Source organism: Nocardia sp. IBHARD005, assembly GCF_052814245.1.
The window spans coordinates 5,970,825-5,986,125 of the sequence record NZ_CP199935.1; the positions used below are offsets into that span (position 1 = coordinate 5,970,825).

At 67.1% G+C, this 15,301-nt stretch carries 10 protein-coding genes and 1 pseudogene; 6 read left to right on the top strand and 5 right to left on the bottom strand.

All coding sequences use genetic code 11. The annotated features are described in order from the left end of the window. Nucleotides 1-104: 104 nt before the first annotated feature. A complete protein-coding gene (locus ACTWPB_RS28010; RefSeq protein WP_446223466.1) occupies nt 105-449 on the top strand; it encodes a histone-like nucleoid-structuring protein Lsr2 in 345 nt (114 codons plus the stop codon). A gap of 207 nt (nt 450-656) precedes the next feature. Continuing rightward, nucleotides 657-1,814 (top strand): hypothetical protein, encoded by a 1,158-nt coding sequence (locus tag ACTWPB_RS28015; protein WP_446223467.1) that lies wholly within the window; start codon nt 657-659, stop codon nt 1,812-1,814. 462 nt (nt 1,815-2,276) lie between these two features. On the opposite strand, the gene ACTWPB_RS28020 is transcribed toward ACTWPB_RS28015, so the two are convergent. Then, nucleotides 2,277-3,458, bottom strand: coding sequence for an IS701 family transposase (locus ACTWPB_RS28020; RefSeq protein ID WP_446226232.1), 1,182 nt, complete (start codon nt 3,456-3,458; stop codon nt 2,277-2,279). 80 nt (nt 3,459-3,538) lie between these two features. Then, nucleotides 3,539-4,786, bottom strand: a pseudogene (locus ACTWPB_RS28025) (IS701 family transposase). A gap of 721 nt (nt 4,787-5,507) precedes the next feature. Here ACTWPB_RS28025 and ACTWPB_RS28030 point away from each other — a divergent pair. The 4 genes from ACTWPB_RS28030 to ACTWPB_RS28045 all read left to right on the top strand — a co-directional run bounded on the left by ACTWPB_RS28030 (nt 5,508) and on the right by ACTWPB_RS28045 (nt 8,678). After that, on the top strand, nt 5,508-5,915 hold the full coding sequence (locus tag ACTWPB_RS28030; protein ID WP_446223468.1) for a hypothetical protein: 408 nt from the start codon (nt 5,508-5,510) through the stop codon (nt 5,913-5,915). Nucleotides 5,916-6,268: 353 nt separating this feature from the next. Further along, on the top strand, nt 6,269-7,414 hold the full coding sequence (locus ACTWPB_RS28035) for an IS701 family transposase (protein ID WP_446221242.1): 1,146 nt from the start codon (nt 6,269-6,271) through the stop codon (nt 7,412-7,414). Between the two features lie 203 nt (nt 7,415-7,617). Next, a complete protein-coding gene (locus ACTWPB_RS28040) occupies nt 7,618-8,328 on the top strand; it encodes a hypothetical protein (RefSeq protein WP_446223469.1) in 711 nt (236 codons plus the stop codon). 35 nt (nt 8,329-8,363) lie between these two features. Further along, the gene (locus ACTWPB_RS28045; protein WP_446223470.1) at nt 8,364-8,678 is read left to right on the top strand and encodes a hypothetical protein; all 315 of its coding nucleotides are present in this window, start codon (nt 8,364-8,366) and stop codon (nt 8,676-8,678) included. 146 nt (nt 8,679-8,824) lie between these two features. Here ACTWPB_RS28045 and ACTWPB_RS28050 read toward each other — a convergent pair whose 3' ends face one another. The 3 genes from ACTWPB_RS28050 to ACTWPB_RS28060 all read right to left on the bottom strand — a co-directional run bounded on the left by ACTWPB_RS28050 (nt 8,825) and on the right by ACTWPB_RS28060 (nt 15,191). Continuing rightward, entirely contained in the window at nt 8,825-10,294 is a 1,470-nt protein-coding gene (locus ACTWPB_RS28050) for a dynamin family protein (RefSeq protein WP_446226515.1), read from the bottom strand. Nucleotides 10,295-10,383: 89 nt separating this feature from the next. After that, nucleotides 10,384-12,222, bottom strand: coding sequence for a dynamin family protein (locus tag ACTWPB_RS28055; RefSeq protein ID WP_446223471.1), 1,839 nt, complete (start codon nt 12,220-12,222; stop codon nt 10,384-10,386). 17 nt (nt 12,223-12,239) lie between these two features. After that, the gene (locus ACTWPB_RS28060; RefSeq protein WP_446223472.1) at nt 12,240-15,191 is read right to left on the bottom strand and encodes an IniB N-terminal domain-containing protein; all 2,952 of its coding nucleotides are present in this window, start codon (nt 15,189-15,191) and stop codon (nt 12,240-12,242) included. Nucleotides 15,192-15,301 lie beyond the last annotated feature (110 nt).

Here is a 15,301-nt window from a genome sequence, read left to right on the forward strand (position 1 = left end):
CTTCTCGTCAAGCCGAACAGCATTACGATTGCCGACGACCGCGCTCAACCAGTTCGGGCGACGCGCACGCAATTCCTCGTACACAACGAACAGGACGTATAGCGATGGCGCGCAAAGTTGTTGTCACCCTTATCGACGACTACGACGGCGCCTCCGTCGCCGAAGATACCGTCGCCTTCGAAATCGATGGTGCTGCTTACGAAATCGACCTGTCCGAGGCCAACGCAGCCAAGCTGCGTGAATCATTCGACCAGTGGCGGCCTTACGCCCGACGGATCGGTCGGGCGAAGATCTCCGGTCGCCGAACGGCCGTGACAGCGGGTCCGTCCGCTCGCCGTGACGATCTCGCCGCCATTCGCGCCTGGGCAAAAGAGAATGGACACACGGTTTCGAGCCGCGGCAGGATCTCCGCCGAGGTCGTCGCGGCCTACGACGCAGCAGCGGTGTAATCGCAAGAGCAGTGACCAGGCCTTCCCGCCGCGATCGAGATGCTCCGTGCCCAGCGGAACGCCCTGATTACTCCGACACGGGTCTTCCTACGATTCAAACCGCAACCCGGCGGCGCTCACGGATTCGGACGCGCCGTCGCGGCGTATGTCGGCATGCTGCACGTAGACCCGCCGCGGCCGTGGACGCCGACAGGGAAGCTAGAGGCAATGGCGGAGGCCGTCCTGGAGGTGCTTCGCTCGGCCGCGGTGCTCGATGACGTACACCACGACTACCTCGCCGGGCTTCTCACGCCGCAGGCCGCCGAAGAAGCCGGTCTGCCGACCGAACCTGACGCGCAAGCCGCCTACGTCCTCGCAGGTCTCCTCAGGTCCGATCGGCGCAAGCTAGTGGACCAGGGGATCATGGAGGTCACCGCAAAGCGATCCGTGTCGGCACCCCGCCGCCACGACGTCATCGCCGAACTGGCGCTGAGGCCGACACGCAGCGCTGCAAACACTCTTCTGCCCGGCGCGGTGGGACGTGAGCGGGCCGCAGCGATGCGCGCTGCCTATCTACGTGCCACACATCTTCCCGAATACGCTTCGCGGCGATGGGATGTGACTGGTCGTGAACCCGACGAGATCTTCGAGTGCGCTCGGGCCGAACTCCGACGTCCGGACGCCGAACAAGCGAACCCCGAAGCGTGGCGCCATCGCCTGGAGCTCGCCGCGCTCGCCCAGTACCACATGACCGCATACGAAGCGCTCAAGCGCGACGCGATGGGTAACAAAGGAGGCGACACCCGCGGCCCGCACGAACTTCTGAAGCTCATGCTCGAAGACGAACGCGGACTCCTGCTGCTGAGGCAGGCGATCGTTGATGGCCGCGCTGGAAATTCACCCCGCATCGTGGATATCAGCGGCACTCTGGTTCACAGCACCTTGAGCGACAAGGGCGAAATCCAAGAGGGCTCCAACGGGACAGCCATCGCGGTCACGGATCATTGGCTGCGCGTGGAAGGGTTCCCGAGCGGCGGTCCGATCAATCGACCGGTGACCCTTCCCACTGACACACCCTCAATGAGGGCGACCAAATTGCAGGAAGCTGTCCGCAACACTATTGATCACATCGCGAAGCTGATGGAAGACCTGGACGACGTCGAGGCTGCCAGCGGAGGACGACTCATGGATCAGCGCGGCTGGCCGTTGACCGAGACTTCCGACATCGTGAAATCGTTGACGCTGGTTCAGTCCAAACTCGGCTATTGGGGCGTGGTCGCGGATAAGCAAGCCGCCCAGATCGACGAGGACGCTGAGGGCGACGACGAAGATCCCGAGGACGACTCTCACACGGAGGAAGCTTCTCGGGGTTGGGACGAGTCATGAGGTCGAGCGCGGCTCGCTTTTTGCCAGAGGCGCACGGATCATCAGGCGGTCCACCCGTTCACGAGGTTGTCGGCAACCACATCACCTAAGTGTTGGCGGTAGGGGTCGGACTGCCGTGCGGTCCTGCCCCACTGCTTGTGGCGAAAAGAGTCGCGCTCTGCTCACGGTCGCAGTCGCAGGACCCGACTCGACCCACAACACGGAAACAACACGGAATCATCGGGAACCAACGGAATCGATCGGGATCCAACGGGAACACCTTGAACGCCAAATCCGCAGGTGATGGGCTGTTTCGAAAAGCATTGAGCAGCATTGGGAAGCGCCGCATCTAGCACGACAGTTGTATTTCGTTGTCTCGTAATCGTTTTCGCTGGTAGCGGAGTTTCCGTGCGTGGGCTTGGTGGCGTCGTCGCCAGTGGCAGGCGGCGAGGGCGTGAGTGAGGGTGCGGACTGGGTGGAGCACTATCGCCAGGAGACGGCGGACGTCGGCGACTGTGATCGGGCCCAGCCCGCGTGGGCTTTTGGGTCGGTGGCGGCGGTGACTGCGAGGAAGGCGTGCGCGAGCATGGCGAGGGTGATGTGCCGGTACCAGGGGTCCCATTTGCGGACCTGGTAGTGGTCCAGGCCGCATTGGTCCTTGGCGGCTTGGAAGCATTCCTCGACCGCCCACCGGGCTCCGGCGATGGAAACGATCTGTTCCCGGGCCACGGTTTCGGGGTGAAAGCACAGGTAGTAGGCGATATCGGTCGGGTCGTCCAGTGATCGGCGCGCCAGCAGGGTGCGTACGAATCCGGCGGGCAGGTCGTCGTCGAACGCGGGCAGAGTGGCCCAGGCGAAGTCGTATTCGCGTTCGCCGCGCACGCCGGGACCGCACGAGGCCCGATGCCAGGCGTTGGTGGGGGCGCGGCCGATGAGGGTGTCGACGCGGCGGCGTCCGTCGAGGTCGGGCACGGTCTGCTTGACCGGGACCTCGACCACGTAGGACAGGCGGCGGGCCTCACAGAAGGCCCGGAACTTCCCGTCCCTGCCGTAGGCGGAGTCCGCGGCCACCCACCCGGCGACAACGCCGGCGTCCAGGGCCCGGCCGATCATCGCCTCGGCCAGTCGCGGTTTGGTGAGAACACCTTGCTCGCAACGGGTTTCGGGAACACCGGCCTGGGCGCAGCGGTCTGGTTCGCTGATCCAGGACTCGGGGAGATAGAGCTCGCGGTCGATCAACGCCCGACCCAAGGGACTGGCGTAGGCCAGGAACACGCCCAGTTGGCAGTTCTCAATACGACCCGCAGTGCCTGAGTATTGCCGTTGTACGCCAACGGATTTCGCGCCCTTCTTGAGGAATCCAGTCTCGTCGACGACCAGCACGCCATCGGGGCGGGACAGTGCCTGCGCCACATACGACCTGACCCGGTCCCGCAGCGAATCGGCGCTCCAGCGGGACCGGTTCAGGAAGTGCTGCAACCCATCCGGCTCCACCACGCCGGCCGCCTCGGACAGCTGCCAGGAGTTCTTGCGCTCCACCGGCGCCAACAGCCCCGTCAGGTAGGCCCGTGCCCACCGCCGCGGTTCCACACGCCCGAACAGGTCGGCCACCTGCCCGAACGTCTCATCGAGACCCGCCCTCCATGCCGAAACATCCTCGGCCACAACATCATCCAGCACGCGTGACAAGATAACGGATAATCAAACATCCTGCAGTGCAACGAAATACAACTGTCGTGCTAGTACTACAGCCGTAAGTCAGCCCGAGCCTGCTTGCGGTGGTGACTGAGTCGAGCGGCGGCTTGGTGAGCTCGACGCCATCGCGACCAAGCCAACACGTGAGCGACCTCGGGTGACCAGCCAAGAGTCAACGCGGTGAACAACCACCGGAACTCGTTGACTGTCAACGGAATCAACGCCTTCGACGGTGCCGCGACGCGGCGGTCGAGACTGGCAGACACGACAAGGAATGCGTGGGCGAGCATGGCCAGCACGATCCACCGCCGCCACGAGGTCCAGCGACGGAGTTGGTGTTCATCCAGGCCGGTCAGACCCTTGCTGGTCTGGAAGGATTCCTCGACTTTCCACCGCCGTCCGGCAACACGGACGTAGGCCGCGAGAGTGGCCGGTGAGGGGCTGTAGCAGCGGTAATAGGCCAGCTCCGCGGTTTTGTCGTTGCGTCGGACCAGCAGGTGATGGTGACCACGGCCCTCGCCGGCGATCTCGAGCAACACCCACGAGTACCAGCGCTGCCCCTTCGTCTCGGTCCCGGCGCTGTGGCGTTGCCAGGCATGGCGCGGCAAGGTCTTGACCAGGTGATCGACGCGGGCGTTGCCCGCGCCGGTGGCCACGGTGCGATTGGACGCGATCGCCATCACATAGCCCAGGCCCAGCTCACGCACGGTTTTACCCAGCACAGGATCAGCGCCGTAGACCTCGTCGCCGGTGACCCATTTCGCTGGCGTCCCGCAGCCGAGGGCGGTGGTGATCATCGCCGCGGCCAGGGCGGGTTTCGTCGCGAACTCGACATCGACGGGGATCGCGGCCCCGGCACGCCGATCAGGGTCGTCGGTCCAGGACTTCGGCAGGTAGAGACGACCATCGATCAGGGCGTGGCCGTGCTCGGTCGCGTATGCCAGATACACCGCGACTTGGGAATTTTCGATCCGGCCCGCGGTCCCGGTGTATTGGCGTTGAACTCCGACGGTGTCGGTGCCCTTCTTCAGATCCCCGGTCTCGTCGACGACGAGGATCGCCTCGCTGTCGCCGAGGTGGGAGATCACAAACGAACGAAGATCGTGACCGACCCCGTCGGTGTCCCACTTGGCACGAGAGAGCAAGTACTACAACCGATCCGGGCTTCGATGCCCGCCTGCCTCGGCGAGAGTCCAACAGTTCTTTCGCCCCAGATCCGAGAGCAAGCCCAGTATCAGCGTTTCGGCGTTGGCCAGGGTTTCACGCCGTGGGAACCGTGGCGCGATCAACGAGATCATCGCATCGAACCCCGCGCGCGAGGGTGGGTCGTCTACTCTGGCAGTCGCGGTGGTCGTGGCAGATTCGGTTGTCTTCACAAACTCTGAAGGATGCCCCGGCCACCGCTCCGGCGGGGCGAAACATGATGAGGCACTTCAACTTACGGCTGTAGTACTAAGGCGGGCACGCCATCCCTTCAGCGATCGGGCTCTCCCGGCGCGCCGGTGGGGGCACTGTCTTTCTGCAGGACTCGGGGTCCAGGTGCTCCGAGTGCTCACCCACCGGCGGCTACCGCCCGGAAGCTTCACATGCTTCCTGGGACTCATTAGGTGCTCCAGACCCTCGAGAAATTCAACTGTCGCAAGTCGAATTATCGCAGGTCAGAGCACCTTTCGCCATTTTTATCGCAGGTCAGGCCCTATTTCCATGACTGGGCGAGGCTAACTGTCAACCACATGGCCACCGGCACCCCGCCGCGTACAGCACGCCCCGTTGGCCGAACCGCCGATCTCGAGCGTCGAATGCCCGATCCGGTTTCGCTTCCGGTCATGCTGCCGGTAGACACTCGCATCGGGCTGTCTCTACGCTGAGGGCATGCAGAGGGGGGCGTGTCCGGTATGTCGGCAAAATGACCAGTGCCAGAAGGTGTCGGCGATCTACGCGGCAGGCACTTCGAGCGGGCGTGGGTACACCTACGACCAGGGGAATCGCCGTAGGACCACGGCAGTCAGTCAGACGACGTTGGCGAAGCAGCTCGCGCCACCAGTGCTCCAGGCAGGCAAGGGACTTGCCGGTGCAGTCGTGGTCCTGATTGTTGGACTGATCCTGCACGCACTCTGCACTGTGATGATGTCCGCGACGGGGACCTCGATGGTGGCAAGCATCTTCGCACCAATTTGCATGACGGGTTGGCTGCTGATCCCGGCGACGGCCGCGATAATTGTTGGCACAATACAACGATCGCAGCTGACAGTCGATCTGCCCCGGCGGCAGGCCAACTGGCAGGTGTGGAACACCATGTACTTTTGCTTCCGCGACGATGTCGCCTTCGTGCCCGGCGGTCCGCCCTTCAGCCCAAGCCAACTCCCCGGCTTCGTGGCCACGAACACCGGGCCCTTCGCCAGCACCGTGGCGATAAGAGACGCGTAACTGCGCCCGCAAGTAGGGCTCAGGCATCCGTGACCTGGCCGGATGAGACAGGAGGCCCACTTGAGAAGCGGGCCTTCCTATATGCCTTAAAGCGCAGGCGCCGGGACCATTCCCCGATCGCCAGGCGCGGTGCGGGGCGATCGGTTGTCGGTTCGCTCGGGGTTGTCACCGACCGCGGAAACGTTCGCGGCGATCTCGGCCAGACCGCCGAGAACCAGGATGACCTGCTCTTCTGTCAGTGACAGCCACCGGACCTGTTCGTCGCGAACATGTTCTCCACGGTCCTACCAGCGGATTCAGTGGATTAGTACTGCAACGGCATCTGTGTGAGTCGTTGCTGGTAGATCTGGTGCGTGGTGTTGGATCGTGTTGTGGCCGAGTTGGATTCGTTGATGTCGCGGATCGGTGGCCGGTTCGCGCGGTCGGAGCCGCGGGAGCGGGCGCGGGAATACGTGTCGGGGCTGCTGGCCGGGCTGGAGCGCAAGAATGGCTGGACGTTGGCCGAACGTGCTGGTGAGGGCTGTCCGGACGGGATGCAGCGGCTGTTACGCAAGGCCGACTGGGACGTCGAGGCCGTGCGTGATGACGTGCGCGACTATGTGGTCGAACACCTCGGCGACCCCGATGCTGTGCTCGCCGGTGACGAGACCGGTTTCCTGAAGAAGGGCACCAAATCCGCCGGGGTGCAACGCCAGTACTCCGGCACGGCCGGTCGGACGGAGAACTGCCAGATCGGGGTGTTCTTGGCGTACGCGTCGCGGCACGGGCATGCCCTGATCGATCGGGAGCTGTATCTGCCCGAGTCCTGGACCACCGATCGGGAGCGCTGTCGCGGCGCTGCGATTCCCGACGAGGTCGAGTTCGCGACCAAGCCCCGGCAGATGATCCTCATGCTCGAACGCGCGCTGGCCGCGAAGGTGCCGTTCTCCTGGTTCACCGCCGACGAAGCCTACGGCCAAGCCGGCTACTTGCGGGACTGGTGCGAGGACCACGACGTGTTCTATGTGCTGGCCACCCGCCGTGACCAGCAGGTGAGCACCCGCGCCGACCGGCTCGCGCGCGCCGAGGACCTCGTAGCGGAGTTCGGTGACCGCACCTGGCAGCGGTTCTCGGTCGGCGCCGGCGCGCACGGGCCGCGTGAATACCACTGGGCGCGACGCCAGATCGAGGGCACCTGGAAGACCGGGCGCGGGCACTGGCTGCTGGCACGGCGGGCGTTGACGCCCAACAGCAAAGGCGAGCACGAGATCGCCTACTACCTCTGCTACGGCCCCGCTACCGCCAGGTTGGTCGATCTGGCCTGGACCGCGGGATCACGCTGGCACGTGGAAGAGGCATTCCAGCAGGCCAAGGGTGAGGCAGGACTCGATCACTACCAGGTCCGCAGCTGGCGGGCCTGGTATGCGCACATCACTTTGTCGATGCTCGCCCTTGCGTGGTTGGCCGCGTCGAAAACCCTTGCTGCAAAGGGGGAACCAGCGATCTCGACGCGGACATGATCGCTCTCACGGTACCCGAGATCCGCCGTCTGTTGGTCGCGTTCGTACTGACCCCGCAACATAGGGCCGATCACATCTGGTTGTGGTCGAGATGGCGGCGCCGCCGCCAGTATCAAGCCCGGCTGTCTCACTATCGCCGCCGAGGCCACCCTCTCGATTGACCCACGAGTGCCGTTGCAGTACTAACCGCGGCACTGTTCGCGGTGGGCGCCGGTGTGGGAGCGGGGCTTTCGGTCGGGGTGCTGGCTGCTCGGTACGGGCGGCGGGTGCTGATGATCGGGGCGCTGGTGAACGCGGCCGGGTTCACGGTGTACGGATTGCTGGGGGTGCGGTACGGCAGCGAGTTCACTACGTGGCAGATGGCGTTGCCGTTGGTGATCACCGGCGCAGGGTTCGGGATGGTGGTGGCGCCGACGCTCGATCTGCTGCTCGGGCAGGTGTCGGTGCGGGAAGCAGGGTCGGCGTCCGGGCTGCTGAACACCGGGCAACAGTTGGGGATCGCGCTGGGCGTCGCGTTGGTCGGCGTGGTGTTCTTCACCGCGCTGGACCGGGATTCAGATCTCGGGGTAGCCGCCGTGACGCCGGAGATCCGGACCGAGCTGGCGCTCGAGGGAGTGCCGGTGCAGGTCCAGGATCAGATCGTGGCCGGGTTCGCGGCGTGCGTGCATGATCGGTCGGCGGAGGATGACCCGACTGTGACACCCGCCAGCTGCCAGTCGAATCCTGTTGATAACACCACCGTTTCGCGTGTACTCGCCCAAGCAGGCACTGAGGCGAACGCGGTGAACTTCGCTGAGACGTTTCGGTACACACTGTTCTACGGTGCCGGGATGCTGCTGTTGGTGTGCCTCGGATTCTTCGCACTCCCGAAGGACGCCAAGCTGGAAGAGCGCGTGCTCGATGGTGAGCCGTAAATCGTCACGGTATGAAACAGCAAGGGTGGAAGCGCATGTACACAGTTGATCTGCTTGCCGTCGGGCGTGGTCGCGAAGTTGTCGATGCCGCACTCAGCTATGTGGGTGGGCTCGGATTTCGCGTACTCGGGTCGACCGTTGATGAGCGGGCACTCGAGATCCTCGGGCGGGAGCGGGTTCGCCTGCTGGTGATCGGGGGCGGGGTCGAAGCCGAGTCACGGAAGGTGTTGACGGCTGCGGCCGAGGCGGCCGGCACCATCGTTATCCAGGCGGCGCGGGCCGGGCGCGGGATCGAGCAGTATCTCGCGGAAGAGGTTGTGCCGCGGATCGGCGGGCCTGCCGCGCGGTAACCTCGGCCGTCGGACGGGCGACCGAGCCGTTCGATGCGGCGTGGCACCCGTACCGGCGGTCGACTACCTCGTCGACGATTTGCACGGCCGGCCGCTCTACGGGGTCGGTCACGTATGTCCTGAAGTGGTGGAAATCGGAGACCTTGTTAACCGCGGAATTCGGCCAGAATTCCTTCCGCGCTGCGGGCCGCGGCGCGGCAGGCCGTGGCGGTGGCTTGGTCGGCGAGTGGGTGGGCGGCGCGCGTTCGCCAGGTACGGACGGCGGCGAAGGCTGTGGCGCGCACGGAGTCCGGGTCGGCTTCGGCGGACAGACCGAGGCGTAGACGCGCGGCCACGCCCGCACCGCCGAGAATACGGTGCAGATCGGCCAGTACCGTTGGGGGCAGGGGTAATTCGTCGGTGCGCAGGCGGCCGAGCAGCCGGAGTTCGGTGAAACCGTGTACGTCGGCGAGCCGGGAGCGCACGCGGGGGCGCAGGCGATCGGCTTCGGTGCCGGGGTAGGCAGCCAGGATCCGGTCCAGGGTACTCAGCGCCGAATGCGCCTTCAGTTCCTCGGCGCGCTGGCCGAATTGGACCTCGAGGACCGAACGTAGTTCGTCGATGCCACTGCGGGCCGCCAATTCCGCTGCCAGCGAAGAGGAATCGCGGACGCCGAGTCGAATCAGCATGGTGGCCATGCGAATACCGAACAGGCCGAAGCGATCCGCCAGCTGCGCACGCAGTTCCGGGGCGACCGGAAGTGCGATATCGGCGCGGGCGAATCGGTCCGCCGAGAGCAACGCGATCCCGAGGTCCTCCGCGGGCACCGTGGACAGGGCCTCGAACGCCGCGAACTCCGGCTGCCGCAGCGTCGAGGCGGCGAACGCGAGCAAGCCCGCCACCGGAATCACCGCCTGGCACAAGCCGGTTCGCTCCAGCTCACCGGCGAACCGGGCGGCGACATCGCGGGCCGAATGCAGCGCGTCGATGCGGCCCGAACCGATCTCGTCGGCGCGCGAGACCACCCCGATCACGCCGAGCGGGCCCGCACCACCGGCGCCCGCGCCGATCTGCTCGAGAAAACGCACGTCGGCGGCATCGAGACGGCGCAGCAGATAGACGACCGCGTCGGCGCCCGACACCGAGATCGCCGAGGCATCGGCCCGCGAATCATCCTCGGCGGCAGCGGGAGTGAGCAGTCGCGCGGTGCGCAGCGACACCTCACGCGAGAGCGACGACGTGCCGGGGGTATCGATGATCGTGGTCTGCGACAACGCCTCCGACGGCCAGCCGACCTCGAGATGGTCCACCTCGCGGGGGCCGCGCGCATCCCAGCGCAAACCGTTCAGGTCGAAGGTGAGTCCATGCGCGCCGCTACCGCGCCGCACGATCACATTCGCGCGCGAACCGTCGGCCGCGTGGGCGGTGACCGTGGGGGTGGCGCCGTCGCGGTACCAGGTGACGACGCGGGTGCACTCGGTGGCATCGGTCGGGGCGACCGCCTGGCCGACCAGCGCGTTCAGCAACGTCGACTTGCCCGCCTTGATCGAACCGGCCAGCGCGACGCGCAACGGCTCACGCAGGCGGTATTCACATTCGGCGAGCAGCGTGCGCGCGTACTCGTCGCGGCCGAACATCCGCGCCGCCGCGCAGATCAGCTCGTGCGCTTCGGCCAGGATCGGTGGTGTGGTCCGGTCGCCGGGCGCGGCGGTGTCGAAACGGTGGGTCACCCAGATACCGTACCGTCGGCCCGTCTCGAGTCGGCCTGCATCGATTCCGCGTAACGGCGCAGCTCGGCGACCGCGTGCAGTTGACGTTCCAGCACGACGGTGCGCTCGGCGCGGTGCGTGGCCGCCATCGCCGCCGCGTCCTGTGCCGCGCGCAGCGAAGCGTCGATCGAGCGGAGGCTGCGCTCGGCCACTCCGGCGAAATGGTCGCGCAACGCACGGTGGATGCGGTGCAGGCGGTCCTTGGTGTCCTTGGCCGCCTGGAATGCCACGTCGTCGAGGAACCGGCGCACCTCGCCGTTGGCCTCGATGCGCCGACGTGCCAGCCGGGCCGACTTGTCGTCGCGGTAGGCCTTGCCGCCGACGATCAGGCCCGCGCCGAGGGAGATCGGGTTCAGCATGGCCAGGCCGGCGAAGGTCGTGGCCAGACCGATCATGAGCACGCCGCCGTAAGAGCCGCGCATACCGACCAGCACCTTGCTCGTGAAGCCGATATCCGGCTCGAGATCGGCCAGCGAACCCGAGCTGACCAGGCCGTTCTTGTCGTCCACCCCCGCGTGCACCTCCGGCAGCTCGACCGCGCCGACCTCGTGGAAGTGGCCCGCGATCCGTTCGGCGAGCAGTTCCGCTCGGTGGTGGGTCAGCAGCAGGTTGTCGCCGAGTGCGGTGTCGACGGTGCCGGTGAGCCATTCGGTGATCGCGCCCCAATGCCGGCCGGGGTCGTTCTCGTCGATCCACTCCTGGCCGGTGCGGGCGATGCCGCGCAGACGGTCGCGCAGGTCGTGGTCGATATCGCCGACGAGGTCGGTAATGCCGTCGGTGAGGGTCTGCTGCCAGCTCGCGGTCCGTCGTTGCAGGTCCTCGGCGGCGGCGCGGGCCGACTGCAGCTCGCTGACCGCGGCCGTGCCGCTTGCCGGATCGCGCAGCGCCACCAGCTCACTGCCCAGCACCAAAGCCAGATGCTCTGCCGCCGAATGCAATTCGCGCGCCACTGCCTGCCGCGTGGCCGCCTGATCGCGGGCAACGACCCGATCGCGCAGAAAACCGAACAGCACGCCGAAACCGGATTCCTTGCCCAGCTCCGCGTCCTGCAGTCGCAAGGCGTGCGCGCGCAGCAGCGCCGACACCGGAATCAGGGTGACATCGGTTTCCGCGCGCAGCAGATGGGCGCGGTCGGCCTCCAGCACCTGGCGCCAGTGCGGATACAGGTCGGTCTTGGTGAGCAAGACGGCGACCGCGGGACACATTTCGCGGATCTGGCGGACGAAGGTGAGCTCGGGTTCGGTGAGCTCGGTGGAGGCGTCGGAGAGCACGAGCACCGCGTCGGCGGCTGCGGCGAGACTGAGTACACCTGCGGCGCAAGCACTTCCGTGTCCGCCGACGCCGGGGGTATCGATCAGGACGATGCCGTCGGCCAGCAGCTGGCTGGGGAGCTCGGCCTCGATCCGGACGAGGTGCCTGCCCTGCGCCAGCGGGCTTCGGGTATCGATATCGCCGATCTCGTCGAACGGGATCTCCACCCGCGATTCGTCGGTGCCCGGCGCGGTGAGCACCAGGTACGCCCGCTGCTGTTCGCCGTAGGACAGCTGTAAGGGGAGCACGGTGGTCGCGTCGTCGCCGACCCGGCACACATCCAGCCCGAGCAGCGCGTTCACGAACCGGCTCTTGCCCTGACCGAGCTGGCCGGTGACGACGATCCGGTGCCGCGGGTCGCGCACCCGCTCGGCCACCTTCTCCAGGCGTCCGACCAGGTCATCGCGGCCCGCGGCGTGGGCCGCCGCGACGGTGTCGGACAACACCGTCGTCAGCGGCACCTCGTTCGGTGCGAGAATCGCCATCGCAGCGCCCGTTTCGCTCAGTGGAACAGTCCGTCGGTGTGCATGTCGGCACCGGTCTCGGTGACGGTACTCGATTCACCGAACAGCGACGCCTCGGTACCGCCGAGGCCGGAACCGTGCAGGCCGGAACCGAACGCGCTGGATACGTCGACCGCGGACCAGGTGTCGGCCGCGGTGGTGACCGCGCCCTGCGTTGTCGCGCCGACCGTGCCGGACGCGTCGACCTGAGTGGTCGAAGTCGCGGTGCTCTGGCCGGTGAGGCCGCCGGTCGCGGCGGTGCTGCCCTGCGCGGAACCGTCGAAGGCGGACGCGAGGCCGCCTGCCACCTGGGTACCGCCCGTAGCCGCGCCCGACAGTCCTGCGCCGAGTCCGGTCTCGAGGCCGGTTCCGGCCTGGGCGCCGCCGGTCAGGTCGGCGCCGGTCGTCACGGCGCCGCTCAACCCGGTCTCCGCACCGCCGACAGCGGAACCCGCGAGTCCAGCACCGGCATCCGCGACACCGTTCAGACCCACCTGCGCACCACCGGCCGCCGATCCGGCCAGGCCGCCACCGGTCTCGGCGAGCCCGCCCAGACCAGCCTGCGCGCCACCGCCCAGACCCACACCCGATTCGACAGCACCGGTCAACCCCGACTGCGCGCCACCGCCCAGGCCGCCACCGGTCTCGGCGAGCCCGCCCAGACCAGCCTGCGCGCCACCGCCCAGACCCACACCCGATTCGACAGCACCGGTCAACCCCGACTGCGCGCCACCGCCCAGACCCACACCCGATTCGACAGCACCGGTCAACCCCGACTGCGCGCCACCGGCCAGACCCACACCCGATTCGACAGCACCGGTCAACCCCGACTGCGCGCCACCGGCCAGACCCACACCCGATTCGACAGCACCGGTCAACCCCGACTGCGCGCCACCGGCCAGACCCACACCCGATTCGACAGCACCGGTCAACCCCGACTGCGCGCCACCGGCCAGACCCACACCCGATTCGACAGCACCGGTCAACCCCGACTGGGCGCCACCGGCCAGACCCACACCGGATTCGACGGCACCGGTCAGCCCTGCCTGTGCACCCGAGGTGACCGAGCCCGCGACGTCGGTGCCGAAAGTGGCGGCGGTCTCGAGATCGCTTTGCAGGCCGGTGGTCAGACCGATGCCCGTCGTGGTGGACACAGCTGACTCCAAACCGGTCGTTACCTGCGCGGCGCCGTTGCCGGTGACCAGTCCGTCGACACCGAACCCGGCACCCGACTCGCCGCTCGCCCCACCGGTGAAGCCACCGATCAGCTCGGTACCTGCCGAGGCGGCACCGCCGAACCCGGTCTCCAGGCCGGTGCCGAGGTCCCCACCTGCGCCGACCGCACCATCGAGACCGGTGATCGCCGTAGTTGTCGCGGACGCACCGAGCCCACCCGCGGCCTGTGCCCCCGCGTTCGCCACCGCCCCGAGACCACCGTTGACGCCTGCTCCCAGTCCGCCCGCCGCGCTGGTCGCACCGTTCAGCCCAGCCTCGAGACCACCGCCGAGCCCAGCAGCGACATCGCCACCCACCCCGACCGCACCATCCAAGCCACCACCGAGACCAGCACCCGCATCGACCGCACCTGTCAGCGCACCACCGAGACCAGCACCCGCACCAGCCGCACCTGTCAGCACACCACCGAGACCAGCACCCGCACCAGCCGCACCTGTCAGCACACCACCGAGACCAGCACCCGCACCAGCCGCACCTGTCAGCGCACCACCGAGACCAGCACCCGCACCAGCCGCACCACCAAGAGCAGCGTCCAAGCCAGTTTCAAGATTTGCACCCACACCCGCCGCCCCGTTCAACACACCACCGAGACCAGCACCCGCATCGACCGCACCTGTCAGCGCACCACCGAGACCAGCACCCGCACCAGCTGCGCCACCAAGGGCAGCGTCCAAGCCGGTTTCAAGATTTGCACCCACACCCGCCGCCCCGTTCAACACACCACCGAGACCAGCACCCGCACCAGCCGCACCACCAAGAGCAGCGTCCAAGCCAGTTTCGAGATTTGCACCCACACCCGCCGCCCCGTTCAACACACCACCGAGACCAGCACCGATATCCGCACCAGCGCCGACCGAGCCACTCAACGCACCGTCGAGGCCCGCACCGAGATCGGCGCCCGCACCCGCCGCGCCATTCAGCACCCCACCGAGGCCGGCGGTCAGGTCTCCACCCGCGCCAACCGCGCCGTTCAAAGCACCACCAAGATCGCCACCCACACCAACCCCACCATTGAGGGCGCCACCGAGGTCGGCAGCTAGATCGCCACCTGCACCGACGGCACCATTCAAAGCACCACCCAGGCCAGCAGCAAGATCGCCACCTGCACCGACGGCACCATTCAAAGCACCACCCAGGCCAGCAGCAAGATCGCCACCCACGCCAACCGCGCCATTCAAGGCACCGTTGAGGCCTGCACCGAGGTTTGCGCCGAGGTTCGCGGCGCTGTCGATCGCGCCGGTCAGGCCGAGGCCTGCGCCGAGGGCGCCGGTCAGACCGGCGGACAGGTCGGCGCCCAGATCGGCGTTCACGTTCGCGCCGGTGACGGCGTTCAGAGCGACGTCGAGACCTGCCCCTACCTGGGCGGCAGCATCGGCGACAACCGAGGTAACGGCGCCGAGGCCGACGTCGAGGCCGAGGTCGACGTCGCTGTCGGCTGCGGCGGCCGCCGTGACGGCGGCGGCAGCTGTCGCTGTGGAGGCGAGGGCCGCGCTCGTGCTCGCCGCGGCGCCGGCCGCCACGATCGCCTGCAACTGGGATCCGCCGCTGACCAGCGCGGATTCCGCCACCATCGGGGCGACCGCGGAGATATCCTCCGGGGTAACCGCCAGGCCTGCCTCAGTGAGCGCATAGCAGGGGTTGGCGCAGTAATTGGCCGCGGCGTCCGGGTCGCGCAGCAGATTGAGGATGAACTCCAGAATCGCGTTAGGTGTCATCGAGATCAGCTCCTCCAGATCATGGGCGGTGGTGCCGGATCTGTTTGTCGTTGGAATGTCTTTCACGCTAGGTGGGTTCGCCGTTACAGGTAATGGGGCGAATACCTAGT

Bases quoted from the DNA above. Each gene is read 5' to 3' on its own strand.
- ACTWPB_RS28010 (WP_446223466.1), top strand. From the start codon at position 105: ATGGCGCGCAAAGTTGTTGTCACCCTTATCGACGACTACGACGGCGCC.
- ACTWPB_RS28015 (WP_446223467.1), top strand. From the start codon at position 657: ATGGCGGAGGCCGTCCTGGAGGTGCTTCGCTCGGCCGCGGTGCTCGAT.
- ACTWPB_RS28045 (WP_446223470.1), top strand. From the start codon at position 8,364: ATGTACACAGTTGATCTGCTTGCCGTCGGGCGTGGTCGCGAAGTTGTC.
- ACTWPB_RS28050 (WP_446226515.1), bottom strand. From the start codon at position 10,294: ATGTTCGGCCGCGACGAGTACGCGCGCACGCTGCTCGCCGAATGTGAA.
- ACTWPB_RS28055 (WP_446223471.1), bottom strand. From the start codon at position 12,222: ATGGCGATTCTCGCACCGAACGAGGTGCCGCTGACGACGGTGTTGTCC.
- ACTWPB_RS28060 (WP_446223472.1), bottom strand. From the start codon at position 15,191: ATGACACCTAACGCGATTCTGGAGTTCATCCTCAATCTGCTGCGCGAC.